The organism is Paenibacillus stellifer (assembly GCF_000758685.1).
GTDB classification, from domain to species: domain Bacteria; phylum Bacillota; class Bacilli; order Paenibacillales; family Paenibacillaceae; genus Paenibacillus_AQ; species Paenibacillus_AQ stellifer.
In genome coordinates this window covers 2419988-2438975 of the sequence record NZ_CP009286.1, presented here as the reverse complement: position 1 = coordinate 2438975, position 18988 = coordinate 2419988, and the positions used below count along the sequence as shown (strand labels likewise).

Sequence of the window (18988 nt, the reverse complement as noted above, 5' to 3'; positions counted from 1 at the left end):
ATGCGGAAATATTGGGAAATAATGAAAGGCCAGATCAAGCTGGACACGGCCTATGCTGCCTGGTATTGGTCGAGTACGGCTTCGACGATCCTCAAGCTTCTTGTCGTCTACGCTTTCTGGCATGCGGTGTACGAGAACCGGACAACGGTCGGTGCAGTCCCGCTGGATACAATGCTTACCTACGTCGTTCTGGCCATGATGCTGGGCGAATACGTATCCGGAGTCGGCAACCAACTGGCAAGCAGTGTCCGGGACGGCAGCGTGGCCGTCGAGCTTATGAAGCCGTATAATCTGCTCGATAAATTGGTAGCGCTTGATCTTGGTCGAAAAATAACGGCCATTATCCGGGAAACGATTCCGATGCTAGTTCTCGCGTTTCTATTCCTCCATATCAACGGGCCGGTAAGTGCCGGTGCGGGACTGCTGTTTATTCTAAGCTCGGTTCTGGGTATTCTGATCGGCAGCCAGTTGGACTTGATTATAGGCATCGCCGCATTCTATCTGGATTATGTTTGGGGCCTGAGGACGATGCGCGATGCGATTATCTCGTTTTTTTCGGGAGCGCTCGTACCGCTCACGCTGTTTCCGGGCTGGCTCCAGACTGTGGGCTATTTTCTTCCGTTCCGGTCCATGGTGCATGTACCTGTCGCGATCTACACGGGACAGATTACGGGTACTGATGCGCTCTTGGCGATGGGTGTACAGGTATGCTGGCTTGCGGGCATTTTCGCGGGTATCCGGATGATTTGGCGTATCGCGTTAAAACGGGTCACGATATTCGGCGGTTAGGGGGGAATCAGATATGCTGTACAGATATGCCAAGCTGTATTGGCAATTCTTCAAGCTCAGACTCAAAGTAATGATGGAGTATCGGACCGATTTCTTCATCGGTGTCTTCTCGACCGTGCTCACACAAGGCGCGGCCGTGCTCTTCATCGGTATTGTTTTCAGCCATATCGAGTCAATTCACGGGTGGACCTTCTACGAGATTATGTTCATTTATGGAATTTCGATGACGGGAAGGGCGCTGGAGTATATCTTCTTCGATAATCTGTGGGTGATCGGCATGAACTATATTCGTCCAGGGAATTTCGACCGGCTGATGATTCGCCCGATTAATCCGCTGTTCAACCTGATTGCGGATCGCGTCCAGGCCGACGGCTTGGGCCAATTGCTGACCGGGGTGACCGTCCTCCTGACGGCTTCTTCCCAAATCGGATTTGATTGGACAGCGGGCCATATCATCTTCATGCTGATCGCCGTTCTCTCCAGCGGAGTGATCTTCCTGTCCGTCAATCTGTTCTTTGCGACGTTCTCATTCTGGATGACGGACAGTATTCCGATAATGATGGCGGTGCACGGTCTGAGTGATTTCGCCAGATATCCGCTAAGCATTTATCCTCGAGTCATTCAAGTGATCCTGACGTTCCTGATCCCTTACGGGTTCACCGCTTTCTATCCCGCAGCCTTCTTCATGAATGACTCATCATTCAAGACGGTAGCGCTGTGGACGCCCGCCGCCGCAGCCATTTCGCTATTCCTGGCCTATCAGTTCTGGAGACGAGGGCTACGGGCATTCGCGAGCACCGGCAGTTGAATCAAGATTCCGAACAGGCGGCCAGAGGTCGCCTGTTCGGCGTCAGGCAGGGCAATCACATTAACATGCCGCAGGTTCTGCTTCTTCATATTCACTCCGCTCCGCACAACTTCAAGCCAACAGCAGACCCCAGCACCAAAGCGATACATAAGATCCGGAGCAGGCTGCGGGACTCGTTATAAAAGATCATGCCCAATATCGCTCCTCCGGAAGCGCCGATTCCGGTCCATACCGCGTAGGCCGTCCCCATCGGCAAGGTCTTCATAGCCAACGAAAGGAACAGAAAGCTAGAGCCGAAACCGGCGATCAGCACCGTAAATGTTCTCACATTCCGCGCCTGATTAAACTTGGTGATCATGAACACACCCATCATTTCGAATACCCCGGCTAAAATCAAATAAAACCAGCTCATTTAGCTCTCCCCTCCTTCGTTCCTTCCTTGCTAAGCAGCTTCAGACCTATAACGCCAAGGAGCAGCAGCCCGATCATCGCGATTTTCAGAGCATGAATCTCCGCACCGTACAGCAGAATCTCAGCTATAACCGTTCCCGCTGTTCCCAAGCCGACGAACACCGCATACACCGTGCCTGCCGGCAAAGACCGCGACGCCATAATCATCAGGCAAAAGCTGACCGCAAGAGCGATTATCGTTCCGCCCCACTCCCAAAAGCTATCCGCATGCTTCAAACCAATCACCCAGCTAACCTCGAACAAAGCGGCCACCACAACCGCCAACCACGTTCTGTTCATAAAGTCATCTCCTCCGAAGGAAGTAATATTAATGCGGCTATCAAAAAAAGCCTAGGGGATAACCGCATTAATCATGCAGATCATCTCCCAGGCTTTTATCCTTCCGTGTCACAGCCGCTTCGGCTGCGGTCTCCTCTCGGTCCAGACCAGCCTCATGGCTGCGGAACCCTAGACGACTTCATATGCAATTGGCTCCTACTATATGACATAGCGGGTGAGGTGTCAAGGGTGGCGGGTCAATGCAGGGTGGCAGTTATAAGCTCCTCTTCATCTCTATTTCAATTCCTTCATCCATTGCTTTCCATTGTATGTCCATGACTTATTACCGATCTTGACTTCCCATACTGTATAGTTTTGCTGCTTCGTTACTTCCCAATACATCTTATTCAAAGTACCAGTTTTTTGATCTGTAATGGCTTTCCAACTATCACCTTGATCTTCAGTAACATAAAAAAGTGTTGTTTCATCAGATGTATTATTATTTTTAACTCTTAGTAATCCGTAATGGGTTGTAGAAAAGAAAACCGGCAATTCGACAGTATAAGTGGAATTGGCTTCACCTGTTAAATTAAGGTTTTTCCAATTCTTCCCGCCATTATCGGTTCGATGTAATCCAATTTCCCCTTCTCGCGGGCTATTTACAGTTATCCATCCTTTATCGGATGAAGTGAAAAGCATGCCGGAAATTGATTCGCTTGGTAAGTCACCAGATAATGAATCGCTAATTTTTTCCCAAGTCAATCCGCCATCCTTGGTTTTGTAAAGAGTAGTTTCCGCATTAAACATCCCCTGTCCCAAAACCTTCATTTTCCACCCATTAGATTTATCTAAGAAAGATTGAATATAGCTCGCATTTTGAACTGGTTTAGGCACTTCCACTGCTGAAACTTGATCGGCAATAGTGGAACAACTCGACAAAAGAACTGCGATTAACAATAGATTGATTGCAAATTTCATAATCCTTCCTCCACATGAATTGAATAATAAGTCACACCATCAAGTTCTTCCTTGCTCCCCTTTAATACAGCATTTTCTAAGGTAAAAGCTACACAATTAGGATCTTTCGCTTTTTTCTCAATAAAAATCTGTAAAGTAGTAGGATGCTCCGTTTGATAGGGGATTAGCTCTTCATGAACAATTCTATGGTCTAACACAAAAACCAGTCCAGATATTAAATCAGTTGGACCTTCATACTTAATTCCTAAAGCATTGCTAATCTCCTCATCAGAGCTTCCGACTTGAAAAATGACCACTTTATCCCACTTAAAGTCCGTAATCTCCTTGAGTGAAATGTCGGAAACGCCATTCGCATTACTTTTTCTGTCTATTGTCTGAATGATTTGGTCACTTAAAGAGCGCTCCTTTTGACACCCTGCTACGATTAACATCAGGAAAAAAAGGAATATAATTATTAAGCTGCTTTCTCTAATGGACTTAGAAAAATCCCCCACGTTCTTCCTCCTATCAGCTGAAAAGCTGAGTCTTTATGAAAGACCGGTAACTATTCGCTGCAGCCTCTCTTCCAATATGCCTAGACGTTCACCTTTATCCTTTGATGTCACGAGATACAGATTCTGTGCAACAATTTCAACAACATCGCCGTCAAAGTACAATTTTTTAAACTTCTTATACAGCCTCTTTCTCTCCTGCTCCAATTGCTCCTGATAGTCGTATTCGTACACCCACAATAGTTGATAGATAAGCGGCAGTATTAGAAGAATTTGATCCTTTGCATTTTGGCTTATCAATGAATCCGGTGCTGGCTGTCTCGATTCTCTAAACACGAGTTTATCAGCTTGCATTAGGCTTAATAAATTGTCTATCATCATTGTGCACCTCTGCATTACCTTATTTTTCCTCTATCATATCGCAAAGTCGGCCTCAACTACATCAAGGATTTTACCTGAGATCATATAGTATCAACCGGCAGTCGTCAGCATTCCTCCGAAAAAAGAAAAAGCGCACCGACCTCAAAGGCCGGCGCGCTTCATCATTCATATCCATCAGATTTCTTGCAACTGCTTAAATCGAGTTCATCATGCCGCTTCCCGATTTCATCATCCCGCCGGATTTCATCATCGTTCCGGCATTGCCGCCTTGCTGCTGACAGGCATTATGCATCTTCTCCAGCTGCTGATCAGTCAGCTTGGGATGCATTTGCTTCATAGAGGGAAGCATCTGCTGAAAGCTGCTGTTGGTGTCAGCTGCATATACGGCAGTGCCGATGCCCAGCGTCAGAACGATGGCGCCAAGGCTGATCCAGAGCTTCTTTTTCATGGTTATCGCCTCCTTTCAGGTACATCGCAAGAGTGAAAACAACAGTTCCCCGGCTAATGCCCGGAGTGCGGGTTCCCGCCGTCCGCCGGTGAAATCTCCAGCATGTCGTCGATTTCGGACTGGGCCTTGGCGGTGATGGAGTCCTCGCTGCCGGTTATCCAGGCGTGATTGTACGGTCCCTCCGCCGGTGAATCCTTATATTTCGGCATCAGCTCCATCAGGTAACTCATGACGGAATCCGGCATGCCGGAGTTCTGGGTGAACAGAAGCGGCGCATGCTTGCCGAGATGGCTGAACGGAGCGGCGGCGATTGCCAGCGCCGGGGAATCGGTAGTAACGAAGGATACGTTATGGCCAGGTGTTGTGATGCCCCAGCCGAAACCGTTCGACGAATCCTTGAACTTGGCAAAAGCAATCGCATTATCATAAGGATCACTACCCTCGATCCGGGTTACGGTTCCGTAGGCTTGAAGCCATTTCTCCACGTCAGCAGATACGGCGGACTCAGGTCCGAGTATATAAATCGAAGCCTTGCCGGAGCGCTGCTCCAGCGCCTTGGCTGTGGCATCCGGAACCTTGTCCTTGCTTACATACAGCAGCGGCTCAGGCATATGCGCGATCCAGTTCACTGCCGGCAGCGTGTATTCCGGGCTGTCTGACGAGCCGACGATGACTCCCATTGGCAGTTCTCCCGCAACTTTGGCATAATACGCATCAATCGCGGCTGCTACTGCAGCCGGGTCATCGCCTTCGATTTGATCGGTCTTCAGCTTGAGCCCGTCAAGCTGTTTCCTGGCGTTGTCCGACACCGGCCCTACAATGACCAGTTGAATACCGCCGTTCGAATCGGCTCCTTTCGGATTCAGCCGTTTCAGTTCATCCAGCGTCGCCTGCGGTACGTTGTCCTTGTCAATGTAGAGTACCGGGCCATTGCTCGGATGATGGATCAGATCGGTTGCGGCCGCAGCGATCTGCCAATTGTTCACATCCGTCACGACGACGGATGAAGGGCGGCTGCCCTCGGACTGCGCCGTCCACAGCGTCTGCGATACGAGGACCGCCGCTTCCACCGGATCACTTGTGTTAATCCGTGTGGTATTTTTAGTACCGATCCAAGGCGCTGAAATGTCTGAGTTGTTCGCATTTCCGTTCTCTGCGGCCTTGTCCGACTTGCCGCCCGAAGTGCATCCTGCCAGCGCGGCGGCCAGCAGCAGAACGGCAGCTCCCAGCTTCCATTGTTTTTTCATGAGTTGACATCCTCCTGTTCCGTCAGGTTGGCTTCCATGCTTTTAATATATCCTTTAAATATGTGGAAACGATGGAGAGAGCTCCGTCACCGTCTTGTTTTTTCAGCTAGCATTCAACTTCCTTAACTACCATAAAGTAAAACGGAGAGATAAGGAGTATTCTATGCTGCAACGACTGACAGCCAAAGCCTTGTATCTGCTGCTTGCCCTGTTCATGGGGCTCTTCATTGTATCCTCAATGTTCATAAGAGCGAAGTATAACTATGGAGTGTACGACGATACACCGATACTGGAATCCCAGAAGCCCGGAATCCTTATTCTGCTTGTCATCCTGCTTCTCATATCCGGCATTGCTCTCTACCGCCTCTCGTTAAGGCTGAACAAATACCGAATGAGAGTCGTGATTCCAGTTACGCTGCTGATCTCTTTCGCCGTGCAAATCGCGATTGTCTTTCTGTTCCCGAGAGTGCCTACCGACGACTCCGAAACGGTGCTGCAGCTTGCGCTGGATATGTTGTACGACAAGGATTATTCATCCTTTCAATCCGGCGGGTATCTGTACATGTTCCCTTTCAATTTCTCGATCGTGCTATACCTGAAGGCTTTGCTCGCCATTTTTCCGGACAACTATCTCGTGATCAAGACGTTCAACATCCTGTTCACGCTGGCAACGACGCTGATGATTTATTTGATGTACAGAGAGTTGAACGGCAAGTCCGAAGACAAAGCATATGGAGTCCTGATCGCCGCAGCCGCGTTTATCCCGTCATTGTTCATGAACAATCTCATTTATAATGATGTGATTGCAACAGCGTTTCTTACCGCTGCCATCTATACGTGCATCAGGTTCGTCAAGCGCCCATCCATCAAATATGCGGTGCTGTCAGCGATTCTGCTGGCGATCGGCAATTATTTCCGAAGCATTGGCGCGCTTGTGCTCATTGCCGCGTGCATCTATCTTCTTCTGTCACTAAAGTCCATCGGGGTAAAAAAAGGCATTCTCGCCATTTGCATTCTGGGTCTGGCCTTCAACATTCCGAACTGGACGCAAAATGCAGTATTGCAGGCATCCGGCATCGTGGACGAACCTGTAGACGAGAATTCCGCTCCCGTCTATATGTGGCTGAACATGGGGTTCAATCTGGATACTTGGGGCTTCTGGGACAACAGGGAGAGCTACCGCATTTACCAGAATGACGCCAATTACAATAAGGAAGAAAGCACGGTCTTATTCAAAGAATCCATTCAAAACAAGCTGGCTGAAGCCTCTTTTTCCGACATTGTGAAAATGTATTACAAAAAGACCGTCTGGACCTGGACGGAAGGAACCTACCAGCTCGACAGATACGGCATCGGCAATCAAGGTTCCGCCGGCAGCGGGGGAATGAACCGGGGATTTCTGATGGGCAGCTACAGCTACTCCACCGCTGTGACGGAGAGCTTCACCAGCGACTCTGCCTACCGGTCAGGTCTGCTGTGGATCGTCTATGTCATGAACCTGCTGATGTATGTGTTCACGCTTGTCCGGCTGATCGGCGGGATCAGACACCGGAGATTCGGCGAGATCTTTCTGGTTCTGGTAATTCTCGGTTTTATCGGTTTTTATATGCTCTGGGAGATTAAAGCCCGGTACATCTACCCGGTATATCCGCTGTTCATCGTTCTATCGTGCATGGGATTCAAGGACTTCTATAACGCATGGCTGACCAAGTATATTCCCCTGTTCCGGCCGGTCCAAGGAAGCGAGGTGGCAGCATTATGCGATCAAAAATCCGCAAGCTCCTCCTGATTATGCTCGCTGCCAGTACGCTGCTGCTGACTTCTTGTACCGCGATTACGGCGCAGCAGATTACGAGGTCCGATTCCAGCCAAAACCGGATGAACGGCGGTGGAGGCATGGATCGCGGAGGGCGCAGTCCCGGAATGGATAATGGCACATGGGGTAACGGTACAAGAGGCAATGGGACAAGAGACAACGGCGCTGGAAATAATGGCACTGGAAGCCCCGGGGGCAGGAACTAACGGCGCTGGAAGCAGTGGCACAGGACAGTGACGCAGGAAACAACGATGCAGTGATAACAGCAAAGCGACAGGAATGCGCAGCGGCGCAGGTCCGAACACCAGCAGGCAATAACCGCTATTCAATGATCGGCCTGACCGCAAGAAATGTACGTTTTCCAAGAAAGAAGCTCCTCCCGATGACTGTCTCATTTTGGGATGAGCTTCTTTTTGTGTTTTTTACTGTGACAGTCTTAGCTTCGCATTATTTCTGAAGCTCCCGTTTGCATCCATATAGTTTCTATTGTAAACTGTTCATAAAGGTTACTGTTTATAAAAACAACTGTTTCGATTGACAACTATTTCTGAGGTGAATGCTATGAATAATGCCCGCCAAACGACAAGCGTCTACGACTCCTTCTTCTCCGTAGCCCGCCAGCTCAAGCGGCTCGCCCACCAGAGCGCTGCTGAAGTCGGCCTGACCGTCCATCAGCTCGATATTCTCCGGCATATCGTGAAGCGTCCGGGCCTGACGCAGAAGGAAGTGACCGAACGGCTGCGGGTGCCCAAGAGCCGGGTCAGCCTGCATATCGATGCCCTGGTCGAGCAGGGGTTGGCGCTGCGCGAGCCTTCTCCCCAGGACCGCCGGGAGACGCTGCTTACCGCAACCGCGGAAGGAGCAGCCTTGTCCGAACGGTACGAGCAGGAAGATTTGGCGCATCGGGCGCTGGACGCGGCGCTAGATGCTTTTTCACACGAAGAAGTGGAGCTGCTGCTTGCCATGCACAAGAAATTGCTTCAGAAGCTGTAAATGAAATTCCAAAGACTAATCCTGTAAAGCTGGTGATCCATCATGTCAAGAATCGGAGGACCCTCCATGGGAAAAATGAAGTTCGACGATTCCCTCGGCAAGCCTGATTTATCCAGGGCGATGCTGGGAAGAATCGCGGGCTATTTTCTCCCCTACTGGAAGCAGGCGCTTGCTGTGCTGGCCGTTCTGTCGGCGACATCGGTGCTCGGCCTGCTGCCGCCGCTGCTGATTCAGCGGATTGTCGACCATGCCCTGCCGGAGAAAAATCTGCGGCTGCTGGTCTATCTGGTCGGAGCCTCTCTGGGCGCCACAGTCGCCTCGGGCTTATTGGGAGTGCTGCAGAACTACCTTAATGCCTACATTTCGCAGAGCATCGTCTATGATATGAAAAATCAGATGTACCGCCATCTTCAGAGCATGCCGCTGCAATTCTATACGTCGGTGAAACAGGGCGAGGTCATCACCCGGATGACAAGCGATATTTCGGGAATTCAGGGCGTATTCAGCGGGACGATTGTGAATTTTGCAAGCAATCTGCTGATGCTGGTTACAACAGCCGGAACCCTGTTCTGGATGAACTGGAAGCTCGCTCTTGTGAGCCTGTTCGTCGTTCCCCTGTTCGTGGCCCCTACTCGCAAAATGGGCAGTGTTCGCTGGAAGATCGCGAAGGAAACCCAGGAAAAAATCTCGGACCAGAACCACATCATCGAAGAAACGCTATCCCTGAGCGGCTACATGCTGATGAAGCTGTTCACCCGCGAGGGCCGCGAACGCTCCCGCTTCATGACCGCCAATGCGGAGACAACGGCGCTGCAGATCCGCGAGTCGATGGCCGGACGCTGGTTCATGATGCTGGTGAGCACCTTCGCCTCCATCGGTCCGATGCTGATTTATCTGTACGGAGGTTACCTTTTTATTCAGGGTGACATTTCGGTCGGGGCTATTATCGCCTTTGTCGCGCTGCTGGGCCGGCTGTATGCGCCGGTGGGCCAGCTGACGAATCTGTACGTCGATATCAAGCGCTCTGTCGCTCTGTTTCAGCGCATTTTTGATTATTTCGATATGGAACCCAAGATCGCCGACGCGCCGGATGCGGTCTCCGGGACGCTTGCGGGAGGAAGTATCGAATTCCGGAATGTCGGCTTCTCCTACCAGCCTGACAAACCGGCGCTTCAGGGGATATCGTTCAAGGCAGAGCCCGGAACAATGACTGCCCTTGTCGGTCCCAGCGGCGCTGGCAAGACGACGATCACGAATCTGATTCCCCGCCTCTATGACGCGGATTCAGGGCAAATTACGATCGGCGGCAAGGATATTCGTAACCTAACCCTGCACTCTCTGCGGTCCGGCATCGGGCTGGTCACTCAGGACACCTATCTGTTCAACGGTACGATCCGGGAAAATCTCATGTACGCCTCTGAAGATGCCTCCGAAGAGGATTTAATCCGGGCTTGCCAGGCGGCCTATATTCATGAATTCATTATGGGGTTGCCGGAAGGCTATGAGACCGTTGTCGGGAACCGGGGCATCAAGCTGTCGGGAGGAGAGAAGCAGCGGATTTCCATCGCCCGGGTGCTGCTGAAGAATCCGCCGGTTATCATCCTGGATGAGGCAACCTCATCGCTGGATACCGCTTCGGAGTTTTTTGTCCAGCAGGCCATGAATGTGCTCCTTCAGGACAAGACGAGCATTGTAATCGCCCACCGGCTCTCCACAATTATGTCGGCGGACCGCATCCTCGTTGTCAAGGACGGACAAATCGCCGAGCAAGGCCGCCATGAAGAGCTGCTTACTCAGAATGGGGTATACAAAGACCTGTACGACAAGCAGTTCGGCCGACAGGCGGTGCAGCGCACGCATGCCAAAGAGGAGGAAGGCTCCCCAACATGATGCACTCCCCCTCTCCGAGGCTTTTATGAACAAAAAGATCAGGAGTTTCCGGCTTGTAGCAATCTCCCTTTGACAAGCACCAGTTCCACCTCGTTGAGAGAGCCGCTAACGGCTTTTTCCACGATGAATCCATCTTTGCTGACCGCTGGTCTCATCCGTCTGGGTTTCGGGAACTGAACCGAGTCTTTCGTCAGCACATAGAGGGCCACATCCGCCGCTCCCTCAGGGACATCGGCTCCGGTGATGTTCTTCGCCCGGACGGCGAAGCTTTTGTTCGCAGCATCATAGGTGTAGGATACGGGCATGAAGGCGTTGTTGCTCACAATCGGCCTAGGCGGCATCGTCCATGCTCCGTGTTCAAGATCCTCCAGCGTTAATTTAATGATATCCGTCTGCATCAGATCGTCGCCTGTGAGCTTATACAGATGATTCTCCGCATCATAATTGCCGTGAACGCCCAATTGGCCCGCCAGCACGCTAACTGGTATATACAGGGAGTTGTGAACGAGGACGGGAGCCGTGTCCATTTCAACTGCAGAGCCGTTCGTCATTACCGTTCTGGAGCCCGTTTGGAATTGAACGGTTCGATCGTTCATGCTTATAACTGCCGACTTGGCATTCGCGTCATACTCAACCTTGGCGCCCAACAGCTGGCTGACAGAACGAAGCGGAATCATGATCCGCCCCCGGCTGTCCACATAAGGAGCCTTGGGCGCCGTATACAGCACATAGTAATCGTTGATTTTCAAGAGAACGGGGTAAGTCCTCGGTGCTGCTGACGCAGCAAAATATGGAAAAGTTACGGCTTAGTTGCCAAAAAAACAACCGGGGGAATCTAGTCCCGGGACTGAAGCATTTAGTGGATGTCCGTCAAACCCGTCAATCCCGGGGAATACGTACACCACACCAAGATACGATTATGAACCAAACGGCAAAAAACCTTTGGCACGCCAAAGGTTCAAGCCGGAGCCTAATCTGCTCCCATATGCTGTTGGTTGAGCTTGACTTTCTATCCCATTTACTGATTGATGGCACACAGTTTACTGATTAATGGCACACAGTTTACTGATTAATGGCGCCCAACACAGAGCGGCCGTAAGCCGCCTGTCTTCCGCTCGCCCTGGCTACCAAATCCGACAGTGCGGGCAGCTCGCTCAGTTTAACCCCTGTGTCAAGCTGGAAAAGGGTCCGGACAGCGGATGCAACCTCCTCCAGAGCGGCATTTCCCGCCCTCTCTCCGATGCCCGAAACGGTGACGCTCGCCAGTGCCGCGCCAGCCTGAAAGGCGGACAGCGTGTTGGCCGCGGCGAGCCCGAAGTCATTATGGCCGTGAAATTCCACGGGAAGAATCGACCGGTCCGTCAAATACCGGACAGCCCGGAAAGTTTCGAACGGGTCGAGGCAGCCGACCGTATCGGCGAATCTCAGCCGCTCCGCCCCTCCGGCTGCCGCCGCTTCCGCATAGCGCAGCAGAAATTCCGGATCGGCGCGCGAGGCGTCCTCCGCCCCAACGAAGGGAATGCAGCCCAGGCTGCGGGTGAAATCCAGCATATCTTTGAGCCGCTCCAGGACCCACTCCCTGCTCTTGCGAAGCTTATGCTCGATATGCAGGTCCGAGACCGGCAGCGACATATGGACATAGGTGAAGCCGCAGTCGGCCGATGCCTGAATATCGCTTCGCTCCGCCCGGTTCCAGGCGATCAATTCAGCGTCCAGGCGAAGCTCCATCATCGCTCTCAGCGTCTCCCGCTCCTCATTGCCCATTGCCGGAATCCCGGCTTCGATCCAGCGGATACCCGCCCGGCTTAGTCCGGAAGCAATCCAGAGCCGTTCCTCCGGCGAGAAGACGACACCGGCCTTCTGTTCCCCGTCGCGCAGCGTGGTGTCCACGATCTCCGGCCTAACGCCTCTCTCCATCCTCTCCGCGCACCTCCCGATATAGCTCCATCAATTCAAGATCATTGACCGACCGTTTGCGAACCGCTGCCCGTTCCCTGACCTTCGTCAGCAGCAGCGAAGCTTCCTCCGAAGGAAGCGGCTGATTCCACTCCTTGAATTTCAGCCGGAGGGAGGCCGTTCCCGAATGCTTGCCGATGACCAGCTTGCGTTCAAGTCCAACCTCATGGGGAGACAGAGCTTCATACAATCCGGGATGCTTGGAAATCCCGTCCACATGAATACCGGATTCATGAGCGAATACCTGCGGCCCGATCACCGCCTTATCCTCCGCTAGCGGGATGTTCATGGCTGCCAATACGGCCGCGCAATCGGCCGCCAGCGACTCGGTTGGAACCGGCAGCGGCTGCCGCCACAGCGTCTTGAGCACCATCAGCACCTCCTCCATCGCCGCCCGGCCTTTCGGCCCGACACCGGCAACGGAAACGCCGAGTTGCGTGATCCCCGCCTTCAGAGCGGCCAGAGAATTGGCGGTTGCGAGACCGAGCAGATTGCCCCCGCTGAACTCAACCGGACAGATGGCTGACTTGACCAGCTCGTTCATACGGCTTCTGGCAATCAGCGGGTCGAGGCGGCTTCGGCTGTCGCAATACACAAGCCGGACCACCCCATACCGCTGGATAAGCGGCCAGTAGAGGTCGAAGCATCCGCTTCGGCCCGGCGCAGCATCTTCAACAACCAGATAGATCTCTGTCGCGAAATCCCGCGCCGCCTCGAGAGCGGCCTCCAGCTTGAACATCGAAGTCCGGTTCAGGGAGTGGCTCCACAGCACGGCAACCTTGGTGAAGCCCATCGCCCGGGCCAGCGCGAGATCATCGCTTGCGGGACGAACGCGGCAGCGGACGGAGGATGGCAGCTCATCGCTCAGGATGGCGCTTCTGTAGGCATGAACATGCCGAAGGTAGACATCGAACAGAGTGATTCCGTACTTGCGCAGCATCGACATGATGTCGTATACTCCATCCAGCGGCACAGACCGGCGGAGCGCCTCATCGAGGGTGTAGTCGATAAGCTCGATCATTGGTCATTGTCATCCCGCGGCCCGGGGTGGCCTGCTCCTCCGGGATGCCCCGACGCCCCCATATGACCGGGATGCCCCGCAACGCCCGGATGACCGGCTGCTCCCGGGTGTCCGTGGTGGCCCATTCCGCCCGGATGGCCGGGATGGGCCGCTGCCCCAGGGTGTCCGGGATGCCCATGGCCAGCCGGAAAATCCGGAACGGCGTCATTCGCCTTCGCCGTAATATGAACCGGCGTGATCTTAATGACAGCCACGGCATTGCCGTCCATCGCGGAACGGTACTTCTCCACCACGGTCTCGGAAATCGCCCGCTTGTAGAAGCCCGGCGTGAACTTGTCCAGAATCGCCTGCAGCACGCCGGTTGCTTCACCAACATCCTCAACCTTCTCCGCCTGTCCGAAGATCATAACACTCTTGTAGGAGGTATCCGCCTTGCAGGGAACAGAATCGGAGATCGTGCCATTCTCGCGGAAGACGGTGAAGCTGACATTCGGGTTGTCCTTCAAGAGACGCAGCTTCTTGCCCGAGCCCATCCCGTGAAAATAGACCGCCCCGTCATGCCATACATAATTGACCGGTACCGCATACGGATATTGGTCGCCACTGATGCCGACGACGCCGACCCGGGACCCCGACAGGAATTCTCCGATCTGCTCCTGGTCCCTCAGGTCCCTAGCTGTATAGCTGACTTCCTCCATCAGATGATCACCTTTCTTTCCTGTGCATTGGGGTCGCTCGCTTCCAGCCTTGCCAGCAGCTCCGCCATCCACGCGTTGTTCCGCTTCAGATGCTCGGGAGCCCCGCCAAGCACCTGCTCCGGCGTCTGAACATAGGCGGCGGGCTGCATTTCATGCCCGGATTCCCGGATATAACCTTCCACAAGCTCCAGCGTGTTCTCCAGATGGAACTGAAGCCCGATCACGCGCTCTCCGTACAGGAAGGCCTGATGGGAGCAGACCGGGCTGTCCGCCAGCACAACTGCCTCGTCAGGCAGAATGCTGAAGGTATCGTAATGCCATTGAAATACCGTGGACTCCTGCGGGAAGAACGAAAAAAACGGATGCAGCTGCGCCCGTTCATTCCAGCGAACCGTGTGCCAGCCAATCTCCGGCTGCGGCTCCTTCGTAACCTTGCCGCCGATGACATCGGAGATCAACTGGGCGCCGAGGCAGAGGCCCAGCACGGTTTTGCCGTTCTCGATAGCGCTGCGGATCAGCTTCTTCTCCGAAATGAGCCAGGGATATTCTTCTTCCTCGTAAATATTCATGGGTCCGCCCATGATAACCAGCCAATCGAAATCCTCCGGTCCGGGCAAGGAATCCCCTGCAAAAAACCGGGTCCGGGTGATCTCGAATTCCCGCGAACGGGCCCACTCCAGAATGCTGCCGGGATGTTCCAGCTCAATATGCTGCAAATAATGAAGACGCACGTTCTTCCTCCTCCGGTGGTTTCTCTTCAGCCCACTTCCCGCTGGCTGTCCTTAGCATGCAACTTGGCGGATTCAGCCAGGGCTTCGGCGACCGTGACCGGATCGAACAAATCCCGGACCGCTTCGCACATCCCAAGTACCCGGTCCGCATCCTGCGGCTCCGGTGTTCCGTGGAAATAGTCATCCAGCGAACAAATACCGAATATAAAATCAAGCGAGCGAATCTCCTTGGACAGCTCCGCAGGGAACGAAACCACCGTCTCCGCCGCATTCATGAGACAGATATAATTGTGGTTGAGCGGAGGCGCGTCATACAAGTAACACATGGCGACGAGATAGCGCTCCAGCGCCACGCAGGCCACATTGAATACGAGACTGTAACGCTGATCCTGGCTCTTGAACTGCTCCGCTCTGCTATGATAGGATAACGCAGCCCGGTAATTATCCTCAAACGTCTCCTGATCGAGCGGGTTCATGTTGATCCCCATTCCTGTCAGCCTCCTTCAGTTTGATCATGCACACGGCAGCGCTGCACGCCTAACGGGAGTTGCCGGTGACCCGCAAGCGGGAAACCGGCTGTTATAAGAAACATTCCTACCTATAGGCGCACCTTGCATCTGTCGCCCTTCTGAATCTTCATTCCTCTGTCCGGCTTACCAGACGTTCAGCAGCCATTCCTTGTTCTTCTTGTATTCCATATCAGTGAAGAATGTGTTCGCCATTTCCTCGGCGAGCCAGATTGCGCCTTTATAGCCAACAACCGGGTGACGATACAGTCCTGCGCGGTCATAGGTCGGGAATCCGACGCGAACCATTGGGACATTGTAGTCGATCGAGATGAACCGGCCCTTGGAATGGCCGAGAATGAGATCCAGCTCCAGACCATCCTTCAGACGGCTTTCCAGGTCCATCAAGTCCGCGTTCATGATAATTTCCATGTCGAAATCGACATTTTCCTGAAGCGCCTTGATCCGTGGATCGGTTTTGTAGCCCGAATGATCGTCGCCGAGCAGCAGCAGAACGGGTTTCATCTCAAGATCCAGACAAAATTCAGCCAGTCCGATTACAAGATCCGGATGCCCGTAGATCGCTACTTTCTTATCCGCGAGGAACATATGCGTCACGTCGGTGATCGCGTCAATCGCAATCCCGCGCTCCTTGACGAGCGACTGCGGAATCGGCTTGCCAGTCATCGACTTCAGATTCTGCAGGAACGTATCTGTATTGCGGATGCCGATCGGCGTCGGGCCGATGATCGTCGGCAGATCGAATTCGTTCTGCAAATACTTGGCCGCTCTGCCGCCTTCATAGCGGTTCAGCGCGATCGTGCCGATGGCGTTAGCCGTTCCCTGCAAATCCGCGATCGTTGTCGCGCCATGCGACTCGCCGCTCTTGTCAGGCATCAGCGGAGAATCGAACTCCTCGATTTCGAACAGTACGGTTGCGTCAATGTCCATCGCGGACAGCAGGCCTTTCAGAACCGTTACGTCGCCGGGATTGACCCAGCCGGTGATCAGATTCAGCTTGCCGTTCGGCTCGCCCTTCTTGGCAAAATACTGCACGAACGCTTCAACACCTACATCATATCCGGTTACATGACTGCCGACGAAGCTCGGCGTGTGGATAGCGACAAGATGCACTTCGCGTCCGGCATACTTTTCCTTTAAGAGACCGTTGTTCAGCTTCGTAATGACGCCGTCCACGTCATCGCCGATAACCTCGGTCGAGCAGGTGGTAATGATCGGTACTACCTTCACATCCGGGTAACGTATCAGCAGAACGTCAACCGCTGTCTCCACCCGGTCCAATGCGCCGAACACGGCGCCGTCTTCATGCACCGAGGACGAAGCCATCAGGAAATTGTCCTTGAAATGCTGGGAGAACCACAGCCGGACGAACATGACGCAGCCTTGTCCTCCGTGCACGATCCCAATACAGTCTTTGATGCCGATACTGGCAAATTGCGCGCCCGCGGGCTGGCAGGTGAAGATCGGATTGATGACGCCGGCGCGCTCTTTTGGTTTTAAATCGCAAGACATCCGCGTTGCCCCTCTCGATTAATATTGTTTGACTGTCAGTTCCTCGTTCAGGGAACCGGTAATGCACACATAGTCGATGCGTTCCTTCAGTGCAGCTATAAGCTCCTTGATTTCGGCCACATTCATGTCATTCAGCCATTCAAAGCGTTGTTGATACGCTTCAGCCAGACAGATTGCATCGGCATAATAGCACCGGTCCTCGGCCGTTTCCCTGACGACGGTCTCGCCGCACAGAATCTTGGAGGTCATACCCAGAATATTCTCGTTCTGCCGTTCTCTGTCCCAGGCGCGGGAATGGAACTGCCAGAGACATTTCTTCAGAATATAATCCTCCATCAGCGCGATGCGCTCATTCAGCACTTGCTCTTCCACGTTCTTCTCCCTCCCCTTACACGCCGGCAGCAGACTTCTGCTGCTCCAGGTACGGATATGTCTTGTTCCGCAGCTTGGACACCGAATCGAATCCGCCCGTATACTCTCTCATCGTCTCGGAATTGCGGATTTCATCGCTAAGACCTGCGTCGGAGACCATTTTTTGCGTGGCGAAGCCGTTGCCGGTCGGAATTTCATCCTTGCTGATATCAAGGCCCGACAGCTGATGGATCGGCGAATAAATGGCATTGTAGATATCGCGGGCAAACCGCACCCAGCCTTCATATCCCTTGTAAGGACCGTTATGATACGCATGTGCATTGAGGTAAGGAACGCGAACCTTCTTGGCAACTTCGCCCGGACGCTTGCCTGTGAAGATGACATCCGGCTTCAGCTTTTCCATAGCCTCCAGACCTTCCAGTTCGTTCGGATCGTCGATCGCGAGCGCGCCCTCTTCGCAGCGGGCAATCCCTTTCTCCATGTCGCCCTGATGGCCGAATTTCGTGTACACCGAGACAACTTCCACACCCATTTCCTCATGGATGACGTTCGCCCAGTGCCACAGCTTGGAGCCGCCCGGCCACAGGCATACTTTCTTGCCTTTCAGCCGTTCCTTGTACCAGTCAAGCTCTGGCTTCCATCTTGCCGTCTCTTCGTCGATAATCGCCTGCGCACGGTCTTCAATACCGAAGAAGATGCCGATTTTTCGCAGGGAAGCGGATAGAGGCTCGAATCCGAATCCGTCGATGTCAAGACGCGGAATGCCGTATTTGACGCGCAGCTCATTACAAATATATTCAGCCGAACGCGCGCATTCGAGAACGTTGAGATGGGCTCTGTGCATTGCCCGAAGATCATCATATGAGCCATTGCCGGTAAAGGTGGACAGGACCTGAATGCCCATGCGTTTAAAATAGTCCTGCATAACTTCCTGGTCACCCTGGATATTGTACTCACCGACATAGTTGATCACATAATCGCTGGTAATTTCCGGTTCCACCGTGCCAACCTTGTTATTAACCCATGCAATATTGATCTTGTGGTGACCGCCCGATTGGCTCGGTCCAGCGAAGCCGGGGGAGTTACAGACGAAGATGTCCACATCAGGCATTTCATCCATGACTTCCTGGGCAACAGCGCCGATATCGTCACCGATCAGCGCTGTGGCGCAGGTCTGGTAGATAGTCATGCGTTTGATATCCGGGAATGCCTTGAACGCTTCAATAATGTTCTTCTTCAGCAGTCCTTCCGCGCCGAAGACGATATGCTTCTCCTTTACGTCCGTCGCGAAGGTGTTCTTGAGCTGGAAATTGTCATTGTCACTGATATAGCGCTTCGTCTGCCAAGTGTCATACGTGCACCCGACTGGCCCGTGGCTCATGTGAATGACGTCCTTCATCGGCGTGCCGATCACGTGCTTGGCTCCGCAATAGGCGCAGCCGCGTTCCGAGATCGTGCCGGGAATCGTGTTGAGATACCCCAGCGGAAGGGCATCGGTCAGGCCTTCGCCCGGACCCTTGAGCACGGCGTGCTTCTCTCTTTCGGGAATGCAGGTGCTGCAGTCAAAAAGATGATGCGGCATAATCTCTCCTCCTTGTTAT

The 18988-nt window shown here is 53.2% G+C and carries 22 protein-coding genes and 1 riboswitch; of the genes, 6 read left to right on the top strand and 16 right to left on the bottom strand.

Going from position 1 to position 18988, the window contains the following annotated elements; translation table 11 throughout:
• Together PSTEL_RS11020 and PSTEL_RS11015 are read left to right on the top strand one after the other, a co-directional pair.
• Positions 1-789, top strand: a complete 789-nt coding sequence (locus PSTEL_RS11020; RefSeq protein WP_038695295.1) for an ABC transporter permease — start codon at positions 1-3, stop codon at positions 787-789.
• A gap of 13 nt (positions 790-802) precedes the next feature.
• On the top strand, positions 803-1597 hold the full coding sequence (locus tag PSTEL_RS11015; protein ID WP_038695293.1) for an ABC transporter permease: 795 nt from the start codon (positions 803-805) through the stop codon (positions 1595-1597).
• A gap of 91 nt (positions 1598-1688) precedes the next feature.
• Here PSTEL_RS11015 and PSTEL_RS11010 read toward each other — a convergent pair whose 3' ends face one another.
• From PSTEL_RS11010 to PSTEL_RS10980, 7 genes are all read right to left on the bottom strand, one after another.
• Positions 1689-2009: a DMT family transporter gene (locus tag PSTEL_RS11010; protein ID WP_038695291.1), complete on the bottom strand. Its 321-nt coding sequence runs from the start codon at positions 2007-2009 to the stop codon at positions 1689-1691.
• Complete coding sequence (locus tag PSTEL_RS11005) at positions 2006-2347, bottom strand: DMT family transporter (protein WP_038695289.1); 342 nt, start codon at positions 2345-2347, stop codon at positions 2006-2008. Before PSTEL_RS11005 ends, PSTEL_RS11010 begins: the two co-directional genes overlap by 4 nt.
• A gap of 82 nt (positions 2348-2429) precedes the next feature.
• Positions 2430-2530: riboswitch (guanidine-I (ykkC/yxkD leader) on the bottom strand.
• Between the two features lie 90 nt (positions 2531-2620).
• Positions 2621-3304 (bottom strand): YCF48-related protein, encoded by a 684-nt coding sequence (locus tag PSTEL_RS11000; protein WP_038695287.1) that lies wholly within the window; start codon positions 3302-3304, stop codon positions 2621-2623.
• Positions 3301-3798 (bottom strand): hypothetical protein, encoded by a 498-nt coding sequence (locus PSTEL_RS10995; RefSeq protein ID WP_038695285.1) that lies wholly within the window; start codon positions 3796-3798, stop codon positions 3301-3303. Before PSTEL_RS10995 ends, PSTEL_RS11000 begins: the two co-directional genes overlap by 4 nt.
• Positions 3799-3831: 33 nt before the next feature.
• Positions 3832-4191, bottom strand: a complete 360-nt coding sequence (locus tag PSTEL_RS10990; RefSeq protein ID WP_038695283.1) for a hypothetical protein — start codon at positions 4189-4191, stop codon at positions 3832-3834.
• 178 nt (positions 4192-4369) lie between these two features.
• A complete protein-coding gene (locus PSTEL_RS10985; protein ID WP_038695281.1) occupies positions 4370-4624 on the bottom strand; it encodes a hypothetical protein in 255 nt (84 codons plus the stop codon).
• 53 nt (positions 4625-4677) lie between these two features.
• Entirely contained in the window at positions 4678-5871 is a 1194-nt protein-coding gene (locus tag PSTEL_RS10980; protein WP_038700668.1) for an ArsR family transcriptional regulator, read from the bottom strand.
• Between the two features lie 163 nt (positions 5872-6034).
• Between PSTEL_RS10980 and PSTEL_RS10975 the strand changes: the two genes are divergently transcribed.
• The 4 genes from PSTEL_RS10975 (at position 6035) to PSTEL_RS10965 (ending at position 10570) form a co-directional block, all read left to right on the top strand.
• Positions 6035-7660 (top strand): ArnT family glycosyltransferase, encoded by a 1626-nt coding sequence (locus PSTEL_RS10975; protein WP_052098367.1) that lies wholly within the window; start codon positions 6035-6037, stop codon positions 7658-7660.
• A complete protein-coding gene (locus PSTEL_RS27615) occupies positions 7630-7893 on the top strand; it encodes a hypothetical protein (protein ID WP_156995848.1) in 264 nt (87 codons plus the stop codon). The genes PSTEL_RS10975 and PSTEL_RS27615 overlap by 31 nt, the downstream gene beginning before the upstream one ends.
• Before the next feature lie 355 nt (positions 7894-8248).
• On the top strand, positions 8249-8680 hold the full coding sequence (locus PSTEL_RS10970) for a MarR family winged helix-turn-helix transcriptional regulator (protein ID WP_038695279.1): 432 nt from the start codon (positions 8249-8251) through the stop codon (positions 8678-8680).
• A gap of 66 nt (positions 8681-8746) precedes the next feature.
• Positions 8747-10570: an ABC transporter ATP-binding protein gene (locus PSTEL_RS10965; RefSeq protein ID WP_038695277.1), complete on the top strand. Its 1824-nt coding sequence runs from the start codon at positions 8747-8749 to the stop codon at positions 10568-10570.
• Positions 10571-10608: 38 nt separating this feature from the next.
• On the opposite strand, the gene PSTEL_RS26215 is transcribed toward PSTEL_RS10965, so the two are convergent.
• The 9 genes from PSTEL_RS26215 to anfD all read right to left on the bottom strand — a co-directional run bounded on the left by PSTEL_RS26215 (position 10609) and on the right by anfD (position 18969).
• On the bottom strand, positions 10609-11319 hold the full coding sequence (locus PSTEL_RS26215) for a copper amine oxidase N-terminal domain-containing protein (RefSeq protein WP_052098366.1): 711 nt from the start codon (positions 11317-11319) through the stop codon (positions 10609-10611).
• Positions 11320-11632: 313 nt separating this feature from the next.
• The gene (locus PSTEL_RS10955; protein ID WP_038695275.1) at positions 11633-12487 is read right to left on the bottom strand and encodes a beta/alpha barrel domain-containing protein; all 855 of its coding nucleotides are present in this window, start codon (positions 12485-12487) and stop codon (positions 11633-11635) included.
• Positions 12471-13547, bottom strand: a complete 1077-nt coding sequence (locus tag PSTEL_RS26210; RefSeq protein WP_052098365.1) for a homocitrate synthase/isopropylmalate synthase family protein — start codon at positions 13545-13547, stop codon at positions 12471-12473. Before PSTEL_RS26210 ends, PSTEL_RS10955 begins: the two co-directional genes overlap by 17 nt.
• Positions 13544-14245, bottom strand: coding sequence for a pyridoxamine 5'-phosphate oxidase family protein (locus PSTEL_RS10945; RefSeq protein ID WP_084064951.1), 702 nt, complete (start codon positions 14243-14245; stop codon positions 13544-13546). The genes PSTEL_RS26210 and PSTEL_RS10945 overlap by 4 nt, the downstream gene beginning before the upstream one ends.
• Positions 14245-14976: a type 1 glutamine amidotransferase gene (locus PSTEL_RS10940; protein ID WP_052098364.1), complete on the bottom strand. Its 732-nt coding sequence runs from the start codon at positions 14974-14976 to the stop codon at positions 14245-14247. Before PSTEL_RS10940 ends, PSTEL_RS10945 begins: the two co-directional genes overlap by 1 nt.
• A gap of 26 nt (positions 14977-15002) precedes the next feature.
• Entirely contained in the window at positions 15003-15464 is a 462-nt protein-coding gene (locus tag PSTEL_RS10935; protein WP_038695273.1) for a hypothetical protein, read from the bottom strand.
• Positions 15465-15629: 165 nt separating this feature from the next.
• The gene (anfK, locus tag PSTEL_RS10930) at positions 15630-17015 is read right to left on the bottom strand and encodes a Fe-only nitrogenase subunit beta (RefSeq protein ID WP_038695271.1); all 1386 of its coding nucleotides are present in this window, start codon (positions 17013-17015) and stop codon (positions 15630-15632) included.
• Positions 17016-17033: 18 nt separating this feature from the next.
• Positions 17034-17387, bottom strand: coding sequence for a Fe-only nitrogenase subunit delta (anfG, locus tag PSTEL_RS10925; protein WP_245625131.1), 354 nt, complete (start codon positions 17385-17387; stop codon positions 17034-17036).
• Between the two features lie 16 nt (positions 17388-17403).
• Positions 17404-18969: a nitrogenase iron-iron protein, alpha chain gene (gene anfD, locus PSTEL_RS10920; protein WP_038695269.1), complete on the bottom strand. Its 1566-nt coding sequence runs from the start codon at positions 18967-18969 to the stop codon at positions 17404-17406.
• Positions 18970-18988: the final 19 nt, after the last annotated feature.

What these genes read in the sequence shown, in the direction of transcription:
- PSTEL_RS10935 (WP_038695273.1), bottom strand. Translation starts at nt 15,464, where the DNA reads ATGGGGATCAACATGAACCCGCTCGATCAGGAGACGTTTGAGGATAAT.
- PSTEL_RS10975 (WP_052098367.1), top strand. Translation starts at nt 6,035, where the DNA reads ATGCTGCAACGACTGACAGCCAAAGCCTTGTATCTGCTGCTTGCCCTG.
- anfD (WP_038695269.1), bottom strand. Translation starts at nt 18,969, where the DNA reads ATGCCGCATCATCTTTTTGACTGCAGCACCTGCATTCCCGAAAGAGAG.
- PSTEL_RS27615 (WP_156995848.1), top strand. Translation starts at nt 7,630, where the DNA reads ATGCGATCAAAAATCCGCAAGCTCCTCCTGATTATGCTCGCTGCCAGT.
- PSTEL_RS11020 (WP_038695295.1), top strand. Translation starts at nt 1, where the DNA reads ATGCGGAAATATTGGGAAATAATGAAAGGCCAGATCAAGCTGGACACG.
- PSTEL_RS10990 (WP_038695283.1), bottom strand. Translation starts at nt 4,191, where the DNA reads ATGCAGAGGTGCACAATGATGATAGACAATTTATTAAGCCTAATGCAA.
- PSTEL_RS11005 (WP_038695289.1), bottom strand. Translation starts at nt 2,347, where the DNA reads ATGAACAGAACGTGGTTGGCGGTTGTGGTGGCCGCTTTGTTCGAGGTT.
- PSTEL_RS11010 (WP_038695291.1), bottom strand. Translation starts at nt 2,009, where the DNA reads ATGAGCTGGTTTTATTTGATTTTAGCCGGGGTATTCGAAATGATGGGT.
- PSTEL_RS26210 (WP_052098365.1), bottom strand. Translation starts at nt 13,547, where the DNA reads ATGATCGAGCTTATCGACTACACCCTCGATGAGGCGCTCCGCCGGTCT.
- PSTEL_RS11000 (WP_038695287.1), bottom strand. Translation starts at nt 3,304, where the DNA reads ATGAAATTTGCAATCAATCTATTGTTAATCGCAGTTCTTTTGTCGAGT.
- PSTEL_RS10955 (WP_038695275.1), bottom strand. Translation starts at nt 12,487, where the DNA reads ATGGAGAGAGGCGTTAGGCCGGAGATCGTGGACACCACGCTGCGCGAC.
- PSTEL_RS10965 (WP_038695277.1), top strand. Translation starts at nt 8,747, where the DNA reads ATGGGAAAAATGAAGTTCGACGATTCCCTCGGCAAGCCTGATTTATCC.
- anfK (WP_038695271.1), bottom strand. Translation starts at nt 17,015, where the DNA reads ATGTCTTGCGATTTAAAACCAAAAGAGCGCGCCGGCGTCATCAATCCG.
- PSTEL_RS10970 (WP_038695279.1), top strand. Translation starts at nt 8,249, where the DNA reads ATGAATAATGCCCGCCAAACGACAAGCGTCTACGACTCCTTCTTCTCC.
- PSTEL_RS11015 (WP_038695293.1), top strand. Translation starts at nt 803, where the DNA reads ATGCTGTACAGATATGCCAAGCTGTATTGGCAATTCTTCAAGCTCAGA.
- PSTEL_RS10985 (WP_038695281.1), bottom strand. Translation starts at nt 4,624, where the DNA reads ATGAAAAAGAAGCTCTGGATCAGCCTTGGCGCCATCGTTCTGACGCTG.
- PSTEL_RS10980 (WP_038700668.1), bottom strand. Translation starts at nt 5,871, where the DNA reads ATGAAAAAACAATGGAAGCTGGGAGCTGCCGTTCTGCTGCTGGCCGCC.
- PSTEL_RS10945 (WP_084064951.1), bottom strand. Translation starts at nt 14,245, where the DNA reads ATGGAGGAAGTCAGCTATACAGCTAGGGACCTGAGGGACCAGGAGCAG.